Source organism: uncultured Desulfosarcina sp. (assembly GCF_963664155.2).
GTDB lineage: Bacteria > Desulfobacterota > Desulfobacteria > Desulfobacterales > Desulfosarcinaceae > Desulfosarcina.
Genome location: NZ_CAXXXH010000001.1, coordinates 1,746,278 through 1,764,132, shown reverse-complemented (window position 1 = coordinate 1,764,132; position 17,855 = coordinate 1,746,278). Strand labels below are relative to the sequence as shown.

Sequence of the window (17,855 nt, the reverse complement as noted above, 5' to 3'; positions counted from 1 at the left end):
GATATATCTGACTTTGGAGATCTCTTTGTAGAGCTCAACTACGAATTCAGTTCGTACGGTCTAATTGCGAAAAAGACGTTCTTCGAACGAATTAACTGGGTCAACTTGGTCGTGTTGAGTCTTTAAGCCATCGGCGGTGGACCCCAAAAACTGGACAATGTGCTAAGCTATGAGTCAGACCAAAAATGAGGAGGATTGCATTTACCCCAATTTAGTGGACACCTCAAAAAGCCCAATGTATATGGGCAACAGGAGGTGTTCCAATGTCAAAGAAAAAAAGAAGGAGCTACAGCCGAGAATTTAAAAAGGAGGCCGTAGCGCTGATCACTGAAAAGGGATACGGTATCGCCGAAGCATCCAGAAATCTGGGTATCGAATACAGTGTCCTACGTCGCTGGAAAATGCAGTTGGCCGATGATCCTCAAAACGCCTTCCCCGGAAAAGGGAAGCGAAATCCTGAAGACCAGGCGTTCAAAGATCTTCAACGTGAACTGGACCGGGTTAAAGAAGAGCGTGATATCTTAAAAAAAGCGCTGGCCTACTTTGCGGAGGATCAGAAATGAAATTTCGATTCATTTCTGCCCACCGGGAGACGTTCAAGGTAGGCCGCATGTGCGCGTTGAGCGCTGGCTCCGGGGTGCTGGACAGAAACCCGCATTTTTAAGTGAAGAAACTCTGCCGGGTTGGGATCAGGCTGCCCGGTGTTGAGGAAGTTGGCCGAAATAGACCACATCGGGGGTCTGCCCGTCAAGCGCCGAATGCGGTCGGCGTTGGTTGTAAAAAAGGAAGTAGCGCCCCAGGCCGCGCCGGGCATCCGCCACCGAGTCATAGGCATGAAGATATACTTCTTCATACTTGACGCTCTTCCAGAGGCGTTCGACAAAGACGTTGTCGCGCCAGGAGCCTTTCCCGTCCATGCTGATCTGAATATGATGCTTTTCCAACAAGCCGACAAAGTCTTTGCCGGTGAATTGGCTGCCCTGGTCGGTATTGAAGATTTCCGGGGTTCCGTAATCCCGAATCGCTGCTTCGACAGCATCAATGCAGAAATCGGCCGTCATGCTGTTGGACAGCCGCCAAGCCAGGACACGTCGCGTCGCCCAGTCCAATACAGCCGCCAGGTAGATAAAGCCCTTGTTCATCGGAATGTAGGTGATATCCATGGCCCAGGTCTGATTGGGCGCTGTGATCTTTCGATGGCGCAGCAAGTACGGAAACACCTTATGGCCCAGATGCGGTTTGGTGGTGCGGGGGCGTTGGTAAAGGGCCTCTATCCCCATTTTTCGCATCAAGGTGGCGACATGCCTGCGACCGACACTGGCCCCGTCTTGTCGCAGCAGATCCCGTAGCATCCGGCTGCCGGCAAAGGGATATGCAAGATGCAGCCTGTCAATCTGCCGCATCAATTCCAAATCTGCTGCTGAGACGGCCCGGGGGGCGTAATAGAACGACGAGCGCGCCATTTTCAGGATCTTGCATTGCTGCACCACCGGCAACGGGTGCTGCCGATCAATCATCACTTTGCGCTCGCATCGGGAATACGACCGAGCGCGCCGGCCAAAAAATCGTTTTCCATTGCCAACTGGCCGATCTTGGCATGTAGATCTTTGACATTGGGGCCGTTGACGGCCTTGCGCTCTGCCGCTGTAGCGAACAGATCCTTGGCGTGCTCTTGCAGTTGGGTCTTCCACTGCACGATCTGGTTCGGGTGGACATCGAACTGTTGAGCCAACTCCGCTAAGGTCTGGTCGCCCCGTAAGGCTGTTATCGCCACCTTGGCTTTGAAGGTTGCTGCGTGATTCCGTCTAGGTCGTTTCATTGTCTGCTCTCCTTGGTTAACGAATAGTTACTGCGTTATTAGAGCAGAGTTTTCACTTAAAAGCCTGTCCTTTTTTCCGAAACCGGCTCTTTGCTCAAGGTCTCCCGCTCTGGTTTTTATACATGGCTCAGACGTCCGGAGAGCCGTCGAAGCATTGAAAACCGGGCTTTAGAGGACAAGATCCGTGTCCTGCATGCTGCCAGCCATGGCATCTACGGTTCACCCAAGATACACCGGGATCTTACCGATGATGGCGTTCGCTGTGGTAAAAACCGTGTCGCCCGGATCATGCGTGAAGCCGGTATCCGGTCTCGTATCAAAAAGAAATTCAAAGCCACAACCAACTCCCGGCACAACCTGCCGGTAGCACCAAACCTGTTGAACCAGGAGTTCACCGTGGATGCTCCGGATCGTACCTGGGTTGGTGATATCACCTACATCCACACCCAACAGGGTTGGCTGTACCTGGCCGTTCTGCTCGATCTGTTTAACCGCAAAATTGTCGGCTGGGCCACCTCATCCCGGCTGAACCGTCAGCTTGCATTACATGCACTTGAGATGGCACTGGACCAACAAGCCCCAGCACCGGGGTTGATGCATCATTCGGATCAAGGCTGCCAGTACGCTTCCGGTGATTACCAGAAACTGCTTTCCAAGCATGGCATGATTTGCAGCATGAGCCGCAAAGGAAACTGTTACGATAACGCTGTCGCTGAGAGCTTCTTTCATCTGCTTAAGACCGAATGGGTGAATCATCACCGGTACCTTAGCCGGTCCGAAGCTGTCAGCAGCCTGTTTTACTATATTGAAATCTTCTACAACCGAAAAAGACGTCACTCCGTGCTTGATTATGCAACGCCGCAGCAATACGAAACTTTTCCGCTTGCGGCTTAACTCGGTGTCCACTGTTTCGGGGGAAATTCAGGATCTGACGATGGGTAACAAGCGCAAATCACACAGTCCACAGTTCAAAGCCAAGGTCGCTCTGGCTGCCATTCAGAACGAAGAAACCGCAGCACAGTTGGCCAGTCGATTTGGTGTTCACCCCACCATGATTTCCACCTGGAAGCGGCAGATGCTCGACGGTGCAGCCGATATCTTCGATAAAAGCCACCGATCCAGAAAACAGGCCGATGCCCAAACCGCCGAACTGTACCGCCAGATCGGTCAACTCAAGGTGGAAAACGATTTTTTAGCACGCAAGCTCAGCAGCTGAATCGCAAACAGCGTAAATCCATGATCGATCCGTTGGATCGGCAGCTGAGCGTTTCCCGGCAGTGTGAACTAATCGATCTTAGCCGGTCATCCTATTACTACCAACCCATACCCATAAGCCAAGAAGAGCTGGAACTGATGCGCAAGATCGACGAACTGTATCTTACCAATCCATCCTCGGGCAGCCGAACGATCAGCCGCCAGCTGGATCGTCAGGGCATAACAGCCAATCGCAAACGGGTTCAGCGGCTGATGCGATTAATGGGTATCGAGGCGGTGTATCCCAAACCGCGGACCAGCCGCCCCCATCCCCAGCATAAGGTATATCCTTATCTGCTAAGGGGTATGACCATCAGTCGCACCAATCAGGTTTGGGCCAGCGACATCACTTTCATCCCCATGGCCAGTGGGTACATGTATCTGGTGGCGATCATGGACTGGCACAGCCGCAAGGTGCTCGCCTGGCGGATATCCAACACCCTGGACAGCGCCTTTTGTATCGATGCCCTTAAAGAGGCGTTGAGCCGCTATGAGCCACCGGAAATCTTCAATACCGACCAAGGGGCTCAATTTACCAGCAACGCGTTCACCAAGGTTCTCATCGATAACAAGGTCGCCATCAGTATGGATGGTCGGGGTCGTTGCCAGGACAATATATTCGTCGAGCGGCTGTGGTGGACCCTCAAACACCAATACATTTACTTGCACGCATTCGACACCGGTAAGGCGCTGCGGCAGGGTCTGGGCCGGTGGCTCGATTATTACAATCACGAACGGGGCCATTCGGCCCTTGACGACAGAACCCCGGATGAGGTTTATTACGGTCTGCCCCATCCTTTCGCCGAGGCTGCCTGATGCCTTTTTATCTTTTAAAAAGCTCTCGGCTCATAGCTTATTCTACCCCTCAGGCTGTCCAGCCGATGGGGTCCACCTCCATCAGACCGTAAGCGATTTGATTTTTGGTGAAAAAATCCCAGCCTTGTTTACCGACACATCCTAATTTTCTTTCAGTGCGATTAATTCTTGCACTATGTAGTGTCACCTCATTTCTCTAAGAGGTTTGAAAATCAGCGTCTCCCTCTCATTTTATATGGCCGGTCAACTTTTTTGAAAGCGACGAGGAGAAAATAGCAACCGGAACGATCAAAATCAGGCGCTATGCCACCGTTAAGTCGCCTATTGAGCCCTTTTGAGGGCTGATCTCAAGGTGCTCAACCCGGAAATGATCTTCCGGGCGCACCGATCCATCTACACGGTGGCCAGTTTCGGGATTTTCAACGCCTTTTGGATATTGTAAGCTGCCTGGCGATACCAACCATCGAATCGATTTTTCTCGATCTGCGGAAACCGGGCCCGCTTGGCATTATCCTTCAGATGGCTGATCCCGAAATACTGTTCGACGATGTATCGTACCTTGGAGATCTTCTTGTTTCGTTCGATTTCCAAATCCGTGAGTTTTGCCGTGGTTGAATCCTTTCGCATAATTCCGTCAGCAATTTTGTTTCCGGCCAGAAAGTCACGGTTGGGTTTTCCAGCGTATCCTTTGTCGGCATAGACTTTTTTGATGGGTGTTTTTGTATGTTTGCTGAACACCGTGCAATAATCGAGATAGTTGGTGTCGTTGACCGAAGCCTCGGACAAGGTGGTCGCCAGAATGAAGCCGTGGTTGGTGTCCACGGAGGCATGTTCCTTCAGACCATAGTGGGGAATATCGTTTTTGATGACCCAGTTTGAATCCAGATCGCGGGTAAATTTTTTGGGCACGTCCCGTTACAAATTTTGATGTATTACGTTTACGTATTGCATAGCGCTAAAGATGGCCACTTCTATACAGGTTCGACGAATGATTTAAAACGTCGTTTAGTCGAACACAACGATGGTAGGGTGGGATCTACAGAAAAAAGAAGGCCGCTGCGGCTGATATATTATGAGGCTTGTTTAAATGAAACTGATGCGAGAGCCAGAGAAAAATACCTGAAGTATGGTATGTAAAAAAAGATACACAAAGAATCGTCTGAAACATTTCCTTGAAAATTTGTAACGGGATTAATTTTTTATTGAGTTCACCCCGTTAGAAGACTTTTCATGAGAAGGCAAAGCGCACTTTTCATAAAATCCAAAATTAGGAGGTTTAAAGCAGGAATCTTCTAACGGAGCAGGCCCTCAGGCGTGTCCCGCTTTTTCCTGAGCGCATCGATTTCTTTGTTGCTGATGGGCCTGCTGGCGGATTTGACGAGTCTGGCATCGACAGCGATGCCTTCATTGATGGTCAGTCCCTTGGCTTCGAACTGGCGCAGGATTTCCGAATTGATTTGATCCATGGCATTTTTAGACAACCGGGATCTGAAACGGGAAAAAGTGGAATGATCGGGCGAAGGTCGATCCAAAGAGAGGCCGAGAAATTTTTTAAACGACAAGCGATCATTTTACCCCGTTAAAGGTCCAAAGAAAATCTGGAAAACTTAAGAAATATGAAAATGGATGTGATGGAGGAAGCTATTGCCCTTTAATTCTTAGACCCTTAACGGGGTGAATCTGATTTTCGAGTTCGGGATCGGAGTTGATGCGGAACCACTTTTGAAGGAGCAAGCACTTAAAGAGGAGCAGAGGAGGATAGGCATCAGCACCTTCACCGCTGGTTCCCACGGTATAGTGAGCCATCAAGATCTGATCGACACGCTTCCAATCGATGGCGTCATTGAGTGTGTTCATCAGTTTGAGGCTGCGGTTATGTTTGAGGGAGCTTGCCAGTGCCAGGTCAGTTTACCCCGTAGGTCCGGAAGATCGTACTGGGGCGAATCCGAGTGAGTTGCGCAGCTTTTTGTAACCCATGGATATCCTCCAAGTGTCTGTAATATTGAAAGATATATATCACAGGCGACATTAAAAGGCAAGTGAAAAATACGATAACGCACTGATATTTTGTGTTAAATTGCGTTTAGAAGCATAAAAATGGATGTGGCGGCTCGAACTGGCGCCCAAATTTTCATAGGTTGTGTAAAGGTCTCTCTCTGTATTTGAAATTCCATTAACTGGAAGTTGAAACAATTTGAAAAATCAAAAATCGCATTTTGCAGTGGTACTTGGGGCTGATGTCAATGGTCTTGGGCATGTTCGCAGTTTAGGAAAGGCTGGTATTCCCACCTACGTGGTTTGTTCTGGTACCGGAACAAAGAATGTTGCTCGTTTTTCCAAATATTGTGTTCCTGTAATGATAAAGAAAGAATTATTTAATTATGAAATAGTTTTAAAAAAACAACTTATCAAGATTGCAGAAGAGTTAAATAAAAAACCTGTCCTTTTCGCTACAAGTGATTTTTTCGTTAATTTCATAGCTACACATCGCAGAGAACTTGCCAAATATTACTTGTTTAATATTCCAGAAAATAACATTCTAAAATGGATCACTAACAAATACGAGACTGATAGAGTCGCTCGTAGTGTTGGGCTGAATTCACCAAAGACTTTTCAGATGATGGATGTATATCAAATGGATTATATTTCTGAATCGATAGGTTTCCCATGCATTTTGAAACCTCAGGACTCAATTTCATTTGCTATGCCATGGAAAAATATAATAATTAACAATGAAAATGAATTGTCGAATATTTATAGTCAATTTCCATATTTTTTAAGGAATACCATTATTCAGGAAATCATCCCTGGTGATGAAAAAAATATCTTTCAATGTACCGCATACATTGGCAAACAGACACCACCTCACTTTTTTACGATGCAAAAAATTCATCAAAGCCCACCAGACTTTGGTGTGAACACGCTAGGGCGCAGCATGACAATGCCGAAATTAATTTTAAAAACACAACAAATTCTGAACTCAATAGATTATAATGGATTTGCATCTGTTGAGTTCAAAAAGAGCGAAAGAAATAATCAATTTTATTTAATTGAAATCAACCCCCGCCTTCCCTGGTACAACTCACTTTTTATTGCCAGCGGTGTTAATTTTACTAAATTGGCATATCTGGATCTAACAGAATCATTACGCCAACCATTGAATATCCCTTTCGAGATAAACAATGTATATTGGATATCATTTAAAGACGAAGCTTCAGGTTTATGGAAGAGAAATAAAACAAGATCGAAAATCAATTATAAAGAAACCATAAATGGCATTTTAAAAGCTCGTTCGTTTGCATTTTTCGATGAACACGATTTGCTACCATATGCTATGGCTAATATTGAGTTTTTTAAAAAGTACATAGGACGTTTGATGTTTCATAAACTATATCAGTAACACAATTGTTAAAATGAAAAATATTTCCGCTTTAGTATGGTATATTTTATAAAATTCAAATTTTAAAAATTTAAAAAAAATTATGATAAAAATTAATGTTTTATATGCTTTGAAATTATCAGGATTCTTTTCAGTGGCAAAGAAAATGACTAAAAATGGATTAAGAATATTATGTTATCATGGAATAACTGATTCGGATGTTACAGAGTGGAATCCCGGTTTATTTATTTATCCTGACGATCTGAAACGCCGATTGAAATATCTTTCTGATAATAACTTTCCAGTGATCAGTTTGGAAGAATCAGGTAATTACCTAAAACAAAATAAGTTACCACCATATGCAACAGTTATAACAATTGATGATGGATTCTTTAACACAATATCTCATGGTCGTAATGTTTTAAAAAAATTTGGTTACCCCTATACAGTCTATATTTCGACTTATTATTCAAAAATCCAAGACCCTGTATTCAGTTTGGCTGTTCCTTATATACTTTGGAAAACAGAAAAAAAGAAATCTGTTTTCTCATCTATTGGAATAGAACTTACGAATAATGAATGGATTAAAAATAGCATTTTATCAACTCAAATACAAAAAAATATAATTGATTATGGTCAAAAATTATGTACTCAGGAAAAAAGAAATAGAATTCTTATTGAATTAGGTGATCTCCTTGAAGTTAATTCTAAAGACTTGTTCAAAAACAGGAAACTATCTTACATGAACCGGTTGGAGATACAAAAACTTGCTTCAGAAGGGGTTGATATTCAATTGCATACTCACAGACATAACTGGCCTTTAAATAAGAAAAATGCCTTTAAGGAAATTGATGAAAACCGATATTTCTTAGAACCTTTAGTAGGTAAAAAATTAAATCACTTTTGTTATCCGAGTGGTTTTTGGCGTGAAGAGCAAATTGAATTTCTTATGGAAAAAGGAATTAAAACCGCTACCACGTGTGATTCTGGGTTTAATTATCCAAATACTAATCTATATTTACTAAGGCGATTTGTGGATAATAGTAAAAAAAATATGATTGAATTTGAAGCACTAATTAATGGATTCTATCAAATTTTTTACAAATTTACAAAATCAAAAACGTATTCTCGTAATAGTGGCTACAACTGTACTTAGAAATAGTTGTTTTTCAAAAAAATACGGATCTATGACCAATAAAAAGGTCATACAATAATATTTGTTATGATTTCTATTTGTTGAGCGATTTTTTATTTAGATAAGCCCGCTCTGGAAAGGTACGCTTATCATCTATCCACAAAGATTCACCATTTTTTGGGTTATAGGCCCGAGAAATTAAGATCAATCCCTAAATTTAAAAACTTATATTGTTGGGATTTATAAACTTTATAATTTCTCAAAATATACTAATTTCAAAGTGTTAAAGATTAATCAATTATTTATTAAATACTAATTTATTATATCAGATGATCATATTATAATGTATAAAAATCGACCTCCCTTTAATGTTAGTGTTATTTCATGGCAACGAGTAGAAAAAAAATCGAAAAGAATTGGAATTTGGACCGAAAGCAACAATCCTAATATTAATTACATCACATACGGAATAAATAAAGATCATCCTTATTTAAGTTCATTCCTTGTTTCTATTAAAGCTTTATTTGATAAATCCGATCTAATCATAATTCAAACCGCAGGCATAGCTCTCCAACTATGCATTTTGAAAAAAATTTTACGTAATAATAAAAAATGTGTTATAAATGCGTTTATCTTAGATTCAAGATGGGAAAAACTAATCTCATTAGTAAGATGGGCGTTTTGGAACGTTGATATGTTTATAGTCCATTCGAAAAGTGAGGCCTGCTATTACAATCGAAAATTTGGATTGAATAAAAGAAAATTTGCTTGGATTCCATTAGGAATTAAATTTCCTCAATGTTCAAATGATTCAAACTATTTGAAAGAAAAGTATTTGTTTGCTGGAGGAAAGTCTCATAGAGACTACGAAACATTTATTAAAACAGTAACCGCATTAAATCAACATGCCATAATTATTTCTGGGAATGTCGACCTAAAAAAAGCCATTAAAAAAAATCCTAAAATTATTTCATTCGGTTTTGTTGAAGGTAAAATATTTTGGAATTTTGTGAAAGCATCTAAATTTGTAATTGTACCATTATCTGAAAAGAATATTAGCTGTGGTCAACTTGTTATTTTGGGAGCTATGAGTCTTGGTAAAGTTGTAATCGTACCTAAGGTTAAAGCAACAATAGATTATATAGATGATGGCAAAACAGGTTTCTTTTACGATTTTAAAGACCATAACTCACTTAGTAATGTAATTCGATATTTAGATTTAAATCCATTAACGGTTAGTCAAGTTGAAACTTTGGCAAAGCAAACAGTTAATTTAAAATATGGGTCAAAAGAGTTTGTTCAAAAAATCGAAAAAGTGATCTTATCTTTACTATCATAATAAATTAGTTTGAAAAGTTACTATTCTCAATTATATTTTGTATATCATTCTCAAGGATCTTTTAATGTCCGAAAGTAAAAACATAATAAATGTAATGCATGTGGTCGGCTCTTTGGGTATTGGCGGTGCTGAAATGATGCTTGTTCATTATACCAAAGCGCTAGGAAATAGACACTTCAATCATTTTGTTTACTGTTTTGGTAATGATGGTCCCGTACGGTCTATCATTGAGAACTTAGGAGTGACAGTTAACTTCGGTCCTCATCTACCCAGCATTAAAAATCCAATAGTTTTTTCATTTAACTTAATATTATTATTGAGAAACCTTGTTTTTATTATAAAAGAAAAAAACATTAATGTAATTCAAGCCCATAATGGTCAGTCAAATAAACTGGCAATATTTATCGGTAAAATACTTGGAATACCTGCCTTTCCGACCATTCATTCAACTATGGCTTTAATTGATTCAAGATCAATTTTAGATCCTCGAGTATTCCTTAAAAAAATGATTGATAATATTTTCTTAAAAAGTGCAGATAAAGTTCTTGCTGTTTCTTCAAAAATTAAAGACATTGTTTGCCAAACCTACGGATTAGAAGAAGATAAAGTCCTGGTTATAAAAAATGGAATCTTGTTAAACCAAGAACAATCCAATATTAATTTGTTAGAAGAGGAATTTCCAAAATCAACTAACAAGCTGAAACTCATAGCCGTTGGTAGACTGGTTCCTATGAAAAACTTTAGTACCTTGATCAAAGCCACCGCATCAATTATATCTCAAGGTAACAAAGAACTTCTTGTTCTAATCGTAGGTGACGGACCAAAGGGCAATGTTGATGAAAAGTTTCGGTTGCTGAAGTTAATAAATGAATTAAACCTTAACCCTTATGTAAAATTGCTCGGCCGGAGGAATGATGTTCTATCTTTAATGAGGGCTTCTGATATTTTTGTTATCCCATCCCAATATGAAGGACTTTCCGTGGCAATGATAGAAGCAATGGCTTGTGGCCTGCCCATAATTGGCTCAAATGTACCGGGACTCAGTGATTTCATTAGCAATCAAAAAAATGGATTGCTCTTTCCTGTTGGTGATAGTGAGGCATTAGCTAAATGCATCTTAAATTTGGCAACGGATCATGATCTAAAAGATAGACTTTCTAAGGGTGCTAAAATGTCTTTCGAAATAGACTATGACATGCAGAGAAATATTTTTTCACTTTCAGAGCTTTTTCACAAATCAACTGTCACCTAACGCTCAATGAAATATTTTGAAAATTTAAATTTAATAAAAAAACAAAAAAAATGTGATTCAAAATCATAAAAGGATAGATTGTAATCTTGAACATTGAAAAATCCGTTAAGCAATTAAAAGTATTAATTTGTTCCTGCACGTATCCAAGCCCTGATTCTAAATACGAAGGTACATTCGTTGCAAACTGGGCGGAACAATTACAGGCAAATGGTATTGATATAAAAGTTTACAAAAGAGATCATTTGACTTTTGGATCATATTTAAAATCTTATAAGAGGGTGGTTAATTTTTATACGCAACCTCGAGTGTTTGAATACAATTGGCAGGGTGTATCGATTTGCCGGCAAGGCATCCACCTAAGATTCCCTCTAAATTATTCAAAAATTGCTCCGAAATTGACCTACAAGCAGATGAAACCGGTCATATACAAAATCTATAAAGAGTTCCCATTTGACCTGATATACCTTGCTACATGGGGTGATTTGTCTCTATCCATGTCTTGGATAGCTAATGAAATGGGGATTCCATACACTGCGAGCGCCATCGGCGACCACACAAATTTATATTATGACAAACCCGATAGCATCTATTATAAGCACCATCGGGAAATATTTTTAGGCAGCGAACTTGTAATATGCGTTTCTGATGATCTAAATAAGAAAGCAAAAATCTTGACGGATGGAAAGGCTAAAACAATCACTTTCTATTCGGGTGTCGATACAGAAAAATTTAAATCGAAACCTGGACTGCGTTATGAATACCGAAATAAATTGGAGTATTCGAATGAAGACTTTGTTATTCTTTTTGTTGGACGATTAACACAATCGAAAGGTATCTTCGATCTGCTGAATGCGTTTGCTCGGCTTTCAAAAAAATATCCAACTATCAAGTTGTTGATGGTTGGACCGTTGTTTGATGAAAAAAAAGTAAAAAAAATGATCCGGGAAGAAGGATTACAAAGAAGCGTTCGATTGGTAGGAGCGGTCGGGCACACTGATATACCCGGTTATATGAATGCATCAGATGTGTTTGTACTTCCTTCTTGGATGGAAGGACTTCCAAATGTAGTTATGGAGGCCTGTGCCTGTGAGCGTCCGGTAATAGCATCCGCGGTCGGCGGCATTCCTGAAATAATAGAAAATAGAAATACCGGCTTTCTGGTACCGCCAAAATCATCAATAGATATCGCCGAAAAACTCGAACTTATAATTAAAGCACCCTTTAAAGCATCTGAAATTGCAAAAAAAGGAAGACAAAAGATGATCGAAACTTTTAACTACCAAAAGAACGGATCACTACTTTTCAACCATCTCCAGAAGGTGATATCTGATTATGCCATTCAAAAAAAATGACTGCCTGAAATGCTTGAAAATAAAAGACACCGATGAATGCTTTAAAAGCTGATTCCTATAATGGCCATTAACCATTGAAATTACATTCGATAACATGGTAGCAGAATTTTCGTTGCAACTTGCATGTATCGGTCAAGTTTTTTTTCAAACCATTTTATCGAAAAGTGGATTTTAGGGCATTTATATGTATCAACCACCTGAAATTTTATCGATATAATTACATCGGAACGCGAATGATCTGTTTAACGCACATACCAAAAACAGGCGGAACCACGTTTCGCCATATATTGATCAACAACTATTCATTCCGACATGTTGATATTCCGCTGGATCCAAGAACTTTAATTGTTCAACCTAATCTCTTTCCACTAAACTCGGTATTTGTCGGACAGATTCGGAGTTTATCGGGGCACCGCCTTCGTTTTTCAGATGAAATCAAATCAAAATTTCCTAGTTTTAAATTTACTGTTTTTCTAAGAGACCCCATATTAAGAATCATCTCTCTATATTTCCATATTCAGCGTTATGAAAATCCAGCAATAAAATTCCGGGATTGGGTATCAGAGAAGTACACTGATCCTATTTTGAGTAATTTTCAAACCCGGTTTATTTCTGGGAGCGAAAACCTTTCAAATGCAAAGACAATACTAAAATCAGGCTATTTTTTTGTCGGGACGACCGATTCGTTTGACAAATCGTTGTTGATACTCAAACGATTATTGGTAGGAAACCTTGATATTCGATATGAAAAGAAACGCTCTTCAAAAATTAGTGCTTCTGAGATTCTTGACAATCCTGATAATAAAGAATCGCTCGATAAGTTGCGTAATAAAAATGAATTGGATTTGCGTCTTTTTGATTTTGTTGAGACGAATCTGTTCACAAGATATCAAAATGAATTTGGTTATATCAGTGAAAATGAGCTGATTGAATTCAAAAAATCGAACAATGGTGGTTCAAAAAGCAAGATAAACCATTTCATGTTCAAAATAATTAAATATTTATTTTGGGAAAACATGTTTCGCATTCGCAAACAATAGGCAAAGCTTACCTAATGAAAATATTAATGTTAAACCATAACATCAAAGGCAAAGGAACCTACATCAGGTGCTTAAATTTCGCAAAGAATTTGGTGCGCTTTGGCCACTCTGTTGTCATTTTAACGTCAGCTCCTATCCATATCCTGAGGCCTAAAAAAGAAATTATCGATGGCGTCGAAGTCATATGCATGCCTGACCCAATGGGCAAAAGAATTCGAAATGGTGGATTGGGCCCAATAGATACTTTTTTACGATGTATTTTCTTATTAATAAATCGAACCAACTTTGACATTGTCGAAAGCTTTGATCATAGGCCAGCGGTTTTTTATCCATCCTTGTTCGCAAAATATCTTCTTCACATCCCTTTGATTGCCGAATGGACCGATCTCCATGGCGAAGGTGGTTCACTAAGTCTGAGACCTCGGAAACTCCAAAACTTGATTGGTCCTTACGAAAATTTTACTGAATGCAAGAGTAAAAAAATAGCAGAAAAATTGATCGTCATTTCCACCTGGCTTAAAGAAAAGGCGGTCCGAATCGGAGTTCCGGAAGCTGACATTGTATATATCCCGGGGGGGGCTGAAATCGACATGATCAAACCATTACCCAAAAAAAATGTCAGGAAGAAATTCAACCTTCCCATGGACCAGAAAATTATCGGATATACTGCAGGAACCCATTATGATATACGCCTTCTGATAGAGACCATTAACCAGGTTCAAAAAGCAAGAAAGGATGTGTTGCTTGTAACGACAGGGGCGACTTTTGATCCGAGGATCAGAAAGCAGTTAAATGCTCCTGATCGAGTTGTTGAATTCGGCTTTTTATCTTATGATAAGTATACGCGCTTATTGCCCGCAATTGATGTTTTCATTTTTCCCTTTTCGGACAAAACCGTTAATAAGGGAAGATGGCCAAACAAAATTGGTGACTACATGGCTGCCGGAAGGCCGACTGTTTCCAATAAAACTGGCGATCTGGTCGCACTTTTTGAAAAACATAAAATCGGTCTTTTAGCGAGCGAAAACCCTGAAGACCTTTCAGAAAAAACCCTGATTCTGTTGTCAGATGAGACGATGTCAAAAGAGCTTGGATTTAACGCAAGACAGACTGCCGAGCGTTATTATGATTGGCGTCTTCTATCGAAAAACCTCGAGGCTTGCCTGGCTGAAGTAGTAAAAAGACACATGAACTATTCTGAAACGGATAATCCGAATTAAATGTCCAAGGAACTGATTTCTAATGCGGTGTTTGGAATGAAACAAAATAATATTAGCAAGCATGAAACTGTTAAGTTTATTGATGTCCCCTTCACCTGCCTGCCTACCACAGCCATCCTGGCAAACATGGAAAAATCCATTCTTAATCAGGAAGCGGGCAACTATGTTTCCATAACCAACACCGAGTCCGTTTATCATGCACTTAAAATACCTGCCCACATGTCCTACATTCAAAATGCCAATTTTTCATGTTGTGACGGCGTTGGACTTGTTTTTGCAGCCAAGCTGCTTGGTCTTGAGATTCCAAGGTTGCATGGGCCGGACCTTATGCTGAAATGCTGTGAATTTGGCATCTCCCGCAAATGGAGCCATTTTTTTTATGGAGGCAAGCCCGGTGTTCCTGAACGCTTAGTTTCTAAATTTAGTGATAGATATGCCGGTATGATTGCTGCCGGCACCTATTCGCCGCCATTCAGAGAATTAACCCATCAAGAAGAGAAAAAAATCATCGATATGATCAATCAATCCAACCCTGATATCCTTTGGGTTGGATTAGGCCTCCTGAAACAGGAACGCTGGATTGCCCGGCATCGCACCCGGTTAAATGCAAAATGGATGATTGGCGTTGGGGCGGCGTTTGATTTCCACGCAGGAACCATTAAGAGAGCACCCAAAGTTTACAGAGATTTAGGTTTGGAGTGGCTTTATCGGGTCGTGTTCGAACCCAGAATGATTCGCAGAAACATCTACAGTGCTTTAATTTTTCCCCAGGTAATCAAAGCCGCCTTGAACCGGACCGGATGATCGAAAAGGCATCAACCCCTGGAGGACACTAAATTACTTTACCAAACGCAGGGAGTTTATCAACTATGTTGAATGCTGGTTTCATCGGAATGGGTAGAATGGGCATAACCCACTACTCGATTCTCAATACACACCCATCAGTGAAAGTATTGGCCATCGCAGATACATCCAAGACCATGCGGAACATACTGGACAAGTACCTGTCGGTGGACACCTTTTCCGACTATCGTCAGATGATAGAGAACACTCCGTTGGATTTCGTTGTTGTTTCAACACCAACGGATTCCCATGCCGAGGTGATCAATTTTGCCTTGGCGCATGGCATCCACGTCTTTACCGAAAAACCGCTGGCGATGACACCGGCTGAAAGCGGGGCGGTGGTTGCCCTGGCTGAAAAGCGACAACTGGTCAACCAGGTGGGATATGTCAATCGGTTTAATGAAGTGTTTGTCGAGGTTAAGCGGCTTTTGGACAGCGGCGCGATCGGCGACCTCAAAAGTTTCACCTCGGAGATGTATGGTGCGACGGTACTGAAGGGTTCAAATGCGACCTGGCGGAGTAAACGAAAATCCGGTGGGGGGTGCATGTATGAATTTGCATCCCATTGCCTCGATCTGGTGGTTTACTTTTTGGGGCAGCCTGATCGTGTTGCCGGCAGTGTCTTGAAAAGTATTTATTCCTCGCACGTCGAGGACATGGTGACCTCGACGTTGATATATGATTCCGGCCTATCCGGTACCGTCACCGTCAACTGGAGCGATGAATCCTTTCGGAAGCCGGCCAATATAGTCTCTTTTTTCGGCAGCCGGGGGAAAATCATCGCGGACAAGCACGCTTTCAAGATATTCCTGAAGGAAGATCAGCCACAAATAGGGTTTCACGAAGGGTGGAATACGCGATACATAACGGATTTTGCCCGCAGCGTCCGCGTTTACGTGAGGGGCAATGAATTCACCCGCCAGCTGGATTACTTCGTGGACGCCATACTGGAAAGAAAAGTAGACAACCCTGCCGGTTTTTCCGAAGGCCACGAAACCGACGTGCTGATGGATAAGATCACGATTGATGCGGCATCAGTTGCAAATCCGGGAACGCTTCAACCGGATGCACCTCCGACGGTTACCGGCTTATCTTCCAAGCCGTCTTTTTGGAAGAAAATATCCAAACGAATGGGGACTAAACATGCTTGATCGCGTTATTTTTGGTGACAATCAGTTTTTCGGGATCAATCACATGTCTGAAGAAAAAGCCCAGGCATTGTCCGAAAGATTCCGGGAGATTCAGTCGATTATAGATGTAATCGATATTGCCTACGATTGCGGGATCAGGGGCTTTATGCTCAACAGCCATGAAAAATCCCGGGATATTTGCGACCACCTTCGCCGGAACCCGGAAAGATATGCCGGCCTGAATCTCTACCCTTCAATCCCTTACGCCCATAAATACGCCAATGCCGTGGCTGAAAAGGGCATATTTTCCACGTTGAAAGACACTATCCTTGCCGACAACTCCTTTTCTAATGTCGCCGGCCTCATCTCAAAGGGCGGGAGCCTGCTCTTTGAGAAAGATATGATCAAGGTCATGGAAATGCTTGTGGATATTGAGATGAAGATATTCCGAGGCCTCAACATCAAGGTGCTTTTCCTGCAGAACATTGTGACGGATCTGATGCTTGGTTTTGGTGTAAAAGAGGTCTTTACCGGCTTTGCGACCTACGTGAAGAAAACCTACGATATCGAACCTGGTTTTGTCACCATGAATATGCCCAAACTGGTTGATTTCCTGTTTGACTGCGGAATCGAAAACCCCGTGGTGTGCACGGCAATCAACAAAGCGGGATACTTTATGAATCCGGATAAGGAATCATACGAAAAAACGCTAAGAGAAAAGCAGTTCAGGCCCGTGGCCATGTCAATTCTGGCATCCGGTGCCGTAAATCCTGAAGCGGCCGTCGAATACATCAATCAACAGGCCGCCATTCAGGCAGTTGTATTTGGCGCCTCCAGCCGACAGCACATCCAGCACACAAAAGCGTTGATTGAAGGGTCCGGTTGATTGGGACCAGATATCCGATCCCATAGCGATAACGACTGCCTGTTTCGCATTGCATTCACAATCATGCTGAAGCGGCAACGATAAGATATACCCCCCAAAGATAATGGCCGACTTTAGAGTTGAACGAGGGGCTGCGATCCATCGACGGCATGGCGCCGGTTCAGTTCCGAATTAGATGACACCGGGGCGATTCAATGGATTCTTTTTCATAAGTAGTACCTTTATTTCACACTTTCAGAGGCTGCCATAATTTTAAAAAACGCAACCCATAGAAATTATTTTTAAAAAGATTGTTGAACATAAGGCATCACATTTGCTTTAATACATTTGCTTTAATTATGATGCGTATTTAACATGAGCCAGCGGATTGAAAACTGGCATCGCTTGTTG

18 protein-coding genes are annotated in these 17,855 nt (G+C 41.7%); 14 read left to right on the top strand and 4 right to left on the bottom strand.

Features of this window, described 5'->3' with window-relative positions:
* The first annotated feature begins 263 nt into the window (after window positions 1–263).
* Window positions 264–563: a transposase gene (locus tag ACHZBS_RS08000; protein WP_319404665.1), complete on the top strand. Its 300-nt coding sequence runs from the start codon at window positions 264–266 to the stop codon at window positions 561–563.
* 126 nt (window positions 564–689) lie between these two features.
* Here ACHZBS_RS08000 and ACHZBS_RS07995 read toward each other — a convergent pair.
* Window positions 690–1,819 (bottom strand): IS3 family transposase gene (locus ACHZBS_RS07995; protein WP_319405160.1). Its coding sequence is split into 2 segments (ribosomal slippage): window positions 690–1,549 and window positions 1,549–1,819, totalling 1,131 coding nucleotides; the frame shifts between segments, so codons are not numbered across the junction.
* A 90-nt stretch (window positions 1,820–1,909) separates the two neighbouring features.
* Here ACHZBS_RS07995 and ACHZBS_RS07990 point away from each other — a divergent pair.
* The gene (locus tag ACHZBS_RS07990) at window positions 1,910–2,713 is read left to right on the top strand and encodes an IS3 family transposase (RefSeq protein ID WP_319405971.1); all 804 of its coding nucleotides are present in this window, start codon (window positions 1,910–1,912) and stop codon (window positions 2,711–2,713) included.
* A 40-nt stretch (window positions 2,714–2,753) separates the two neighbouring features.
* A protein-coding gene (locus ACHZBS_RS07985) for an IS3 family transposase (protein WP_319405970.1) occupies window positions 2,754–3,889 on the top strand; the annotation gives its coding sequence in 2 pieces (ribosomal slippage) (window positions 2,754–3,033 and window positions 3,033–3,889; 1,137 coding nt in all).
* Window positions 3,890–4,282: 393 nt separating this feature from the next.
* Here the strand turns inward: ACHZBS_RS07985 and ACHZBS_RS07980 are convergent.
* Entirely contained in the window at window positions 4,283–4,798 is a 516-nt protein-coding gene (locus ACHZBS_RS07980; RefSeq protein ID WP_319405969.1) for a transposase, read from the bottom strand.
* An 18-nt stretch (window positions 4,799–4,816) separates the two neighbouring features.
* On the opposite strand from ACHZBS_RS07980, the gene ACHZBS_RS07975 reads away from it, so the two are divergent.
* The gene (locus ACHZBS_RS07975; RefSeq protein ID WP_394707974.1) at window positions 4,817–5,026 is read left to right on the top strand and encodes a GIY-YIG nuclease family protein; all 210 of its coding nucleotides are present in this window, start codon (window positions 4,817–4,819) and stop codon (window positions 5,024–5,026) included.
* Window positions 5,027–5,181: 155 nt separating this feature from the next.
* On the opposite strand, the gene ACHZBS_RS07970 is transcribed toward ACHZBS_RS07975, so the two are convergent.
* Both ACHZBS_RS07970 and ACHZBS_RS07965 read right to left on the bottom strand, forming a co-directional pair.
* On the bottom strand, window positions 5,182–5,451 hold the full coding sequence (locus ACHZBS_RS07970) for a transposase (protein WP_319405968.1): 270 nt from the start codon (window positions 5,449–5,451) through the stop codon (window positions 5,182–5,184).
* 79 nt (window positions 5,452–5,530) lie between these two features.
* Window positions 5,531–5,695, bottom strand: a complete 165-nt coding sequence (locus ACHZBS_RS07965; protein WP_394708039.1) for a transposase — start codon at window positions 5,693–5,695, stop codon at window positions 5,531–5,533.
* Between the two features lie 388 nt (window positions 5,696–6,083).
* Here ACHZBS_RS07965 and ACHZBS_RS07960 point away from each other — a divergent pair, with 388 nt between their 5' ends.
* The 10 genes from ACHZBS_RS07960 to ACHZBS_RS07915 all read left to right on the top strand — a co-directional run bounded on the left by ACHZBS_RS07960 (window position 6,084) and on the right by ACHZBS_RS07915 (window position 17,465).
* Complete coding sequence (locus ACHZBS_RS07960) at window positions 6,084–7,289, top strand: hypothetical protein (RefSeq protein WP_319405967.1); 1,206 nt, start codon at window positions 6,084–6,086, stop codon at window positions 7,287–7,289.
* 133 nt (window positions 7,290–7,422) lie between these two features.
* Entirely contained in the window at window positions 7,423–8,424 is a 1,002-nt protein-coding gene (locus ACHZBS_RS07955; protein ID WP_319405966.1) for a polysaccharide deacetylase family protein, read from the top strand.
* Between the two features lie 322 nt (window positions 8,425–8,746).
* Entirely contained in the window at window positions 8,747–9,742 is a 996-nt protein-coding gene (locus tag ACHZBS_RS07950) for a glycosyltransferase (RefSeq protein ID WP_319405965.1), read from the top strand.
* A 64-nt stretch (window positions 9,743–9,806) separates the two neighbouring features.
* Entirely contained in the window at window positions 9,807–10,994 is a 1,188-nt protein-coding gene (locus ACHZBS_RS07945; protein WP_319405964.1) for a glycosyltransferase, read from the top strand.
* Window positions 10,995–11,080: 86 nt separating this feature from the next.
* Window positions 11,081–12,346: a glycosyltransferase gene (locus tag ACHZBS_RS07940; RefSeq protein WP_319405963.1), complete on the top strand. Its 1,266-nt coding sequence runs from the start codon at window positions 11,081–11,083 to the stop codon at window positions 12,344–12,346.
* Window positions 12,347–12,579: 233 nt separating this feature from the next.
* Window positions 12,580–13,386, top strand: coding sequence for a sulfotransferase family 2 domain-containing protein (locus ACHZBS_RS07935; RefSeq protein WP_324292400.1), 807 nt, complete (start codon window positions 12,580–12,582; stop codon window positions 13,384–13,386).
* A 26-nt stretch (window positions 13,387–13,412) separates the two neighbouring features.
* Complete coding sequence (locus ACHZBS_RS07930; protein ID WP_319405962.1) at window positions 13,413–14,606, top strand: glycosyltransferase family 4 protein; 1,194 nt, start codon at window positions 13,413–13,415, stop codon at window positions 14,604–14,606.
* Complete coding sequence (locus ACHZBS_RS07925; RefSeq protein WP_319405961.1) at window positions 14,607–15,410, top strand: WecB/TagA/CpsF family glycosyltransferase; 804 nt, start codon at window positions 14,607–14,609, stop codon at window positions 15,408–15,410.
* Between the two features lie 65 nt (window positions 15,411–15,475).
* Window positions 15,476–16,600 (top strand): Gfo/Idh/MocA family oxidoreductase, encoded by a 1,125-nt coding sequence (locus ACHZBS_RS07920; RefSeq protein WP_319405960.1) that lies wholly within the window; start codon window positions 15,476–15,478, stop codon window positions 16,598–16,600.
* A 43-nt stretch (window positions 16,601–16,643) separates the two neighbouring features.
* Window positions 16,644–17,465, top strand: a complete 822-nt coding sequence (locus ACHZBS_RS07915; protein WP_319405959.1) for a hypothetical protein — start codon at window positions 16,644–16,646, stop codon at window positions 17,463–17,465.
* Window positions 17,466–17,855 lie beyond the last annotated feature (390 nt).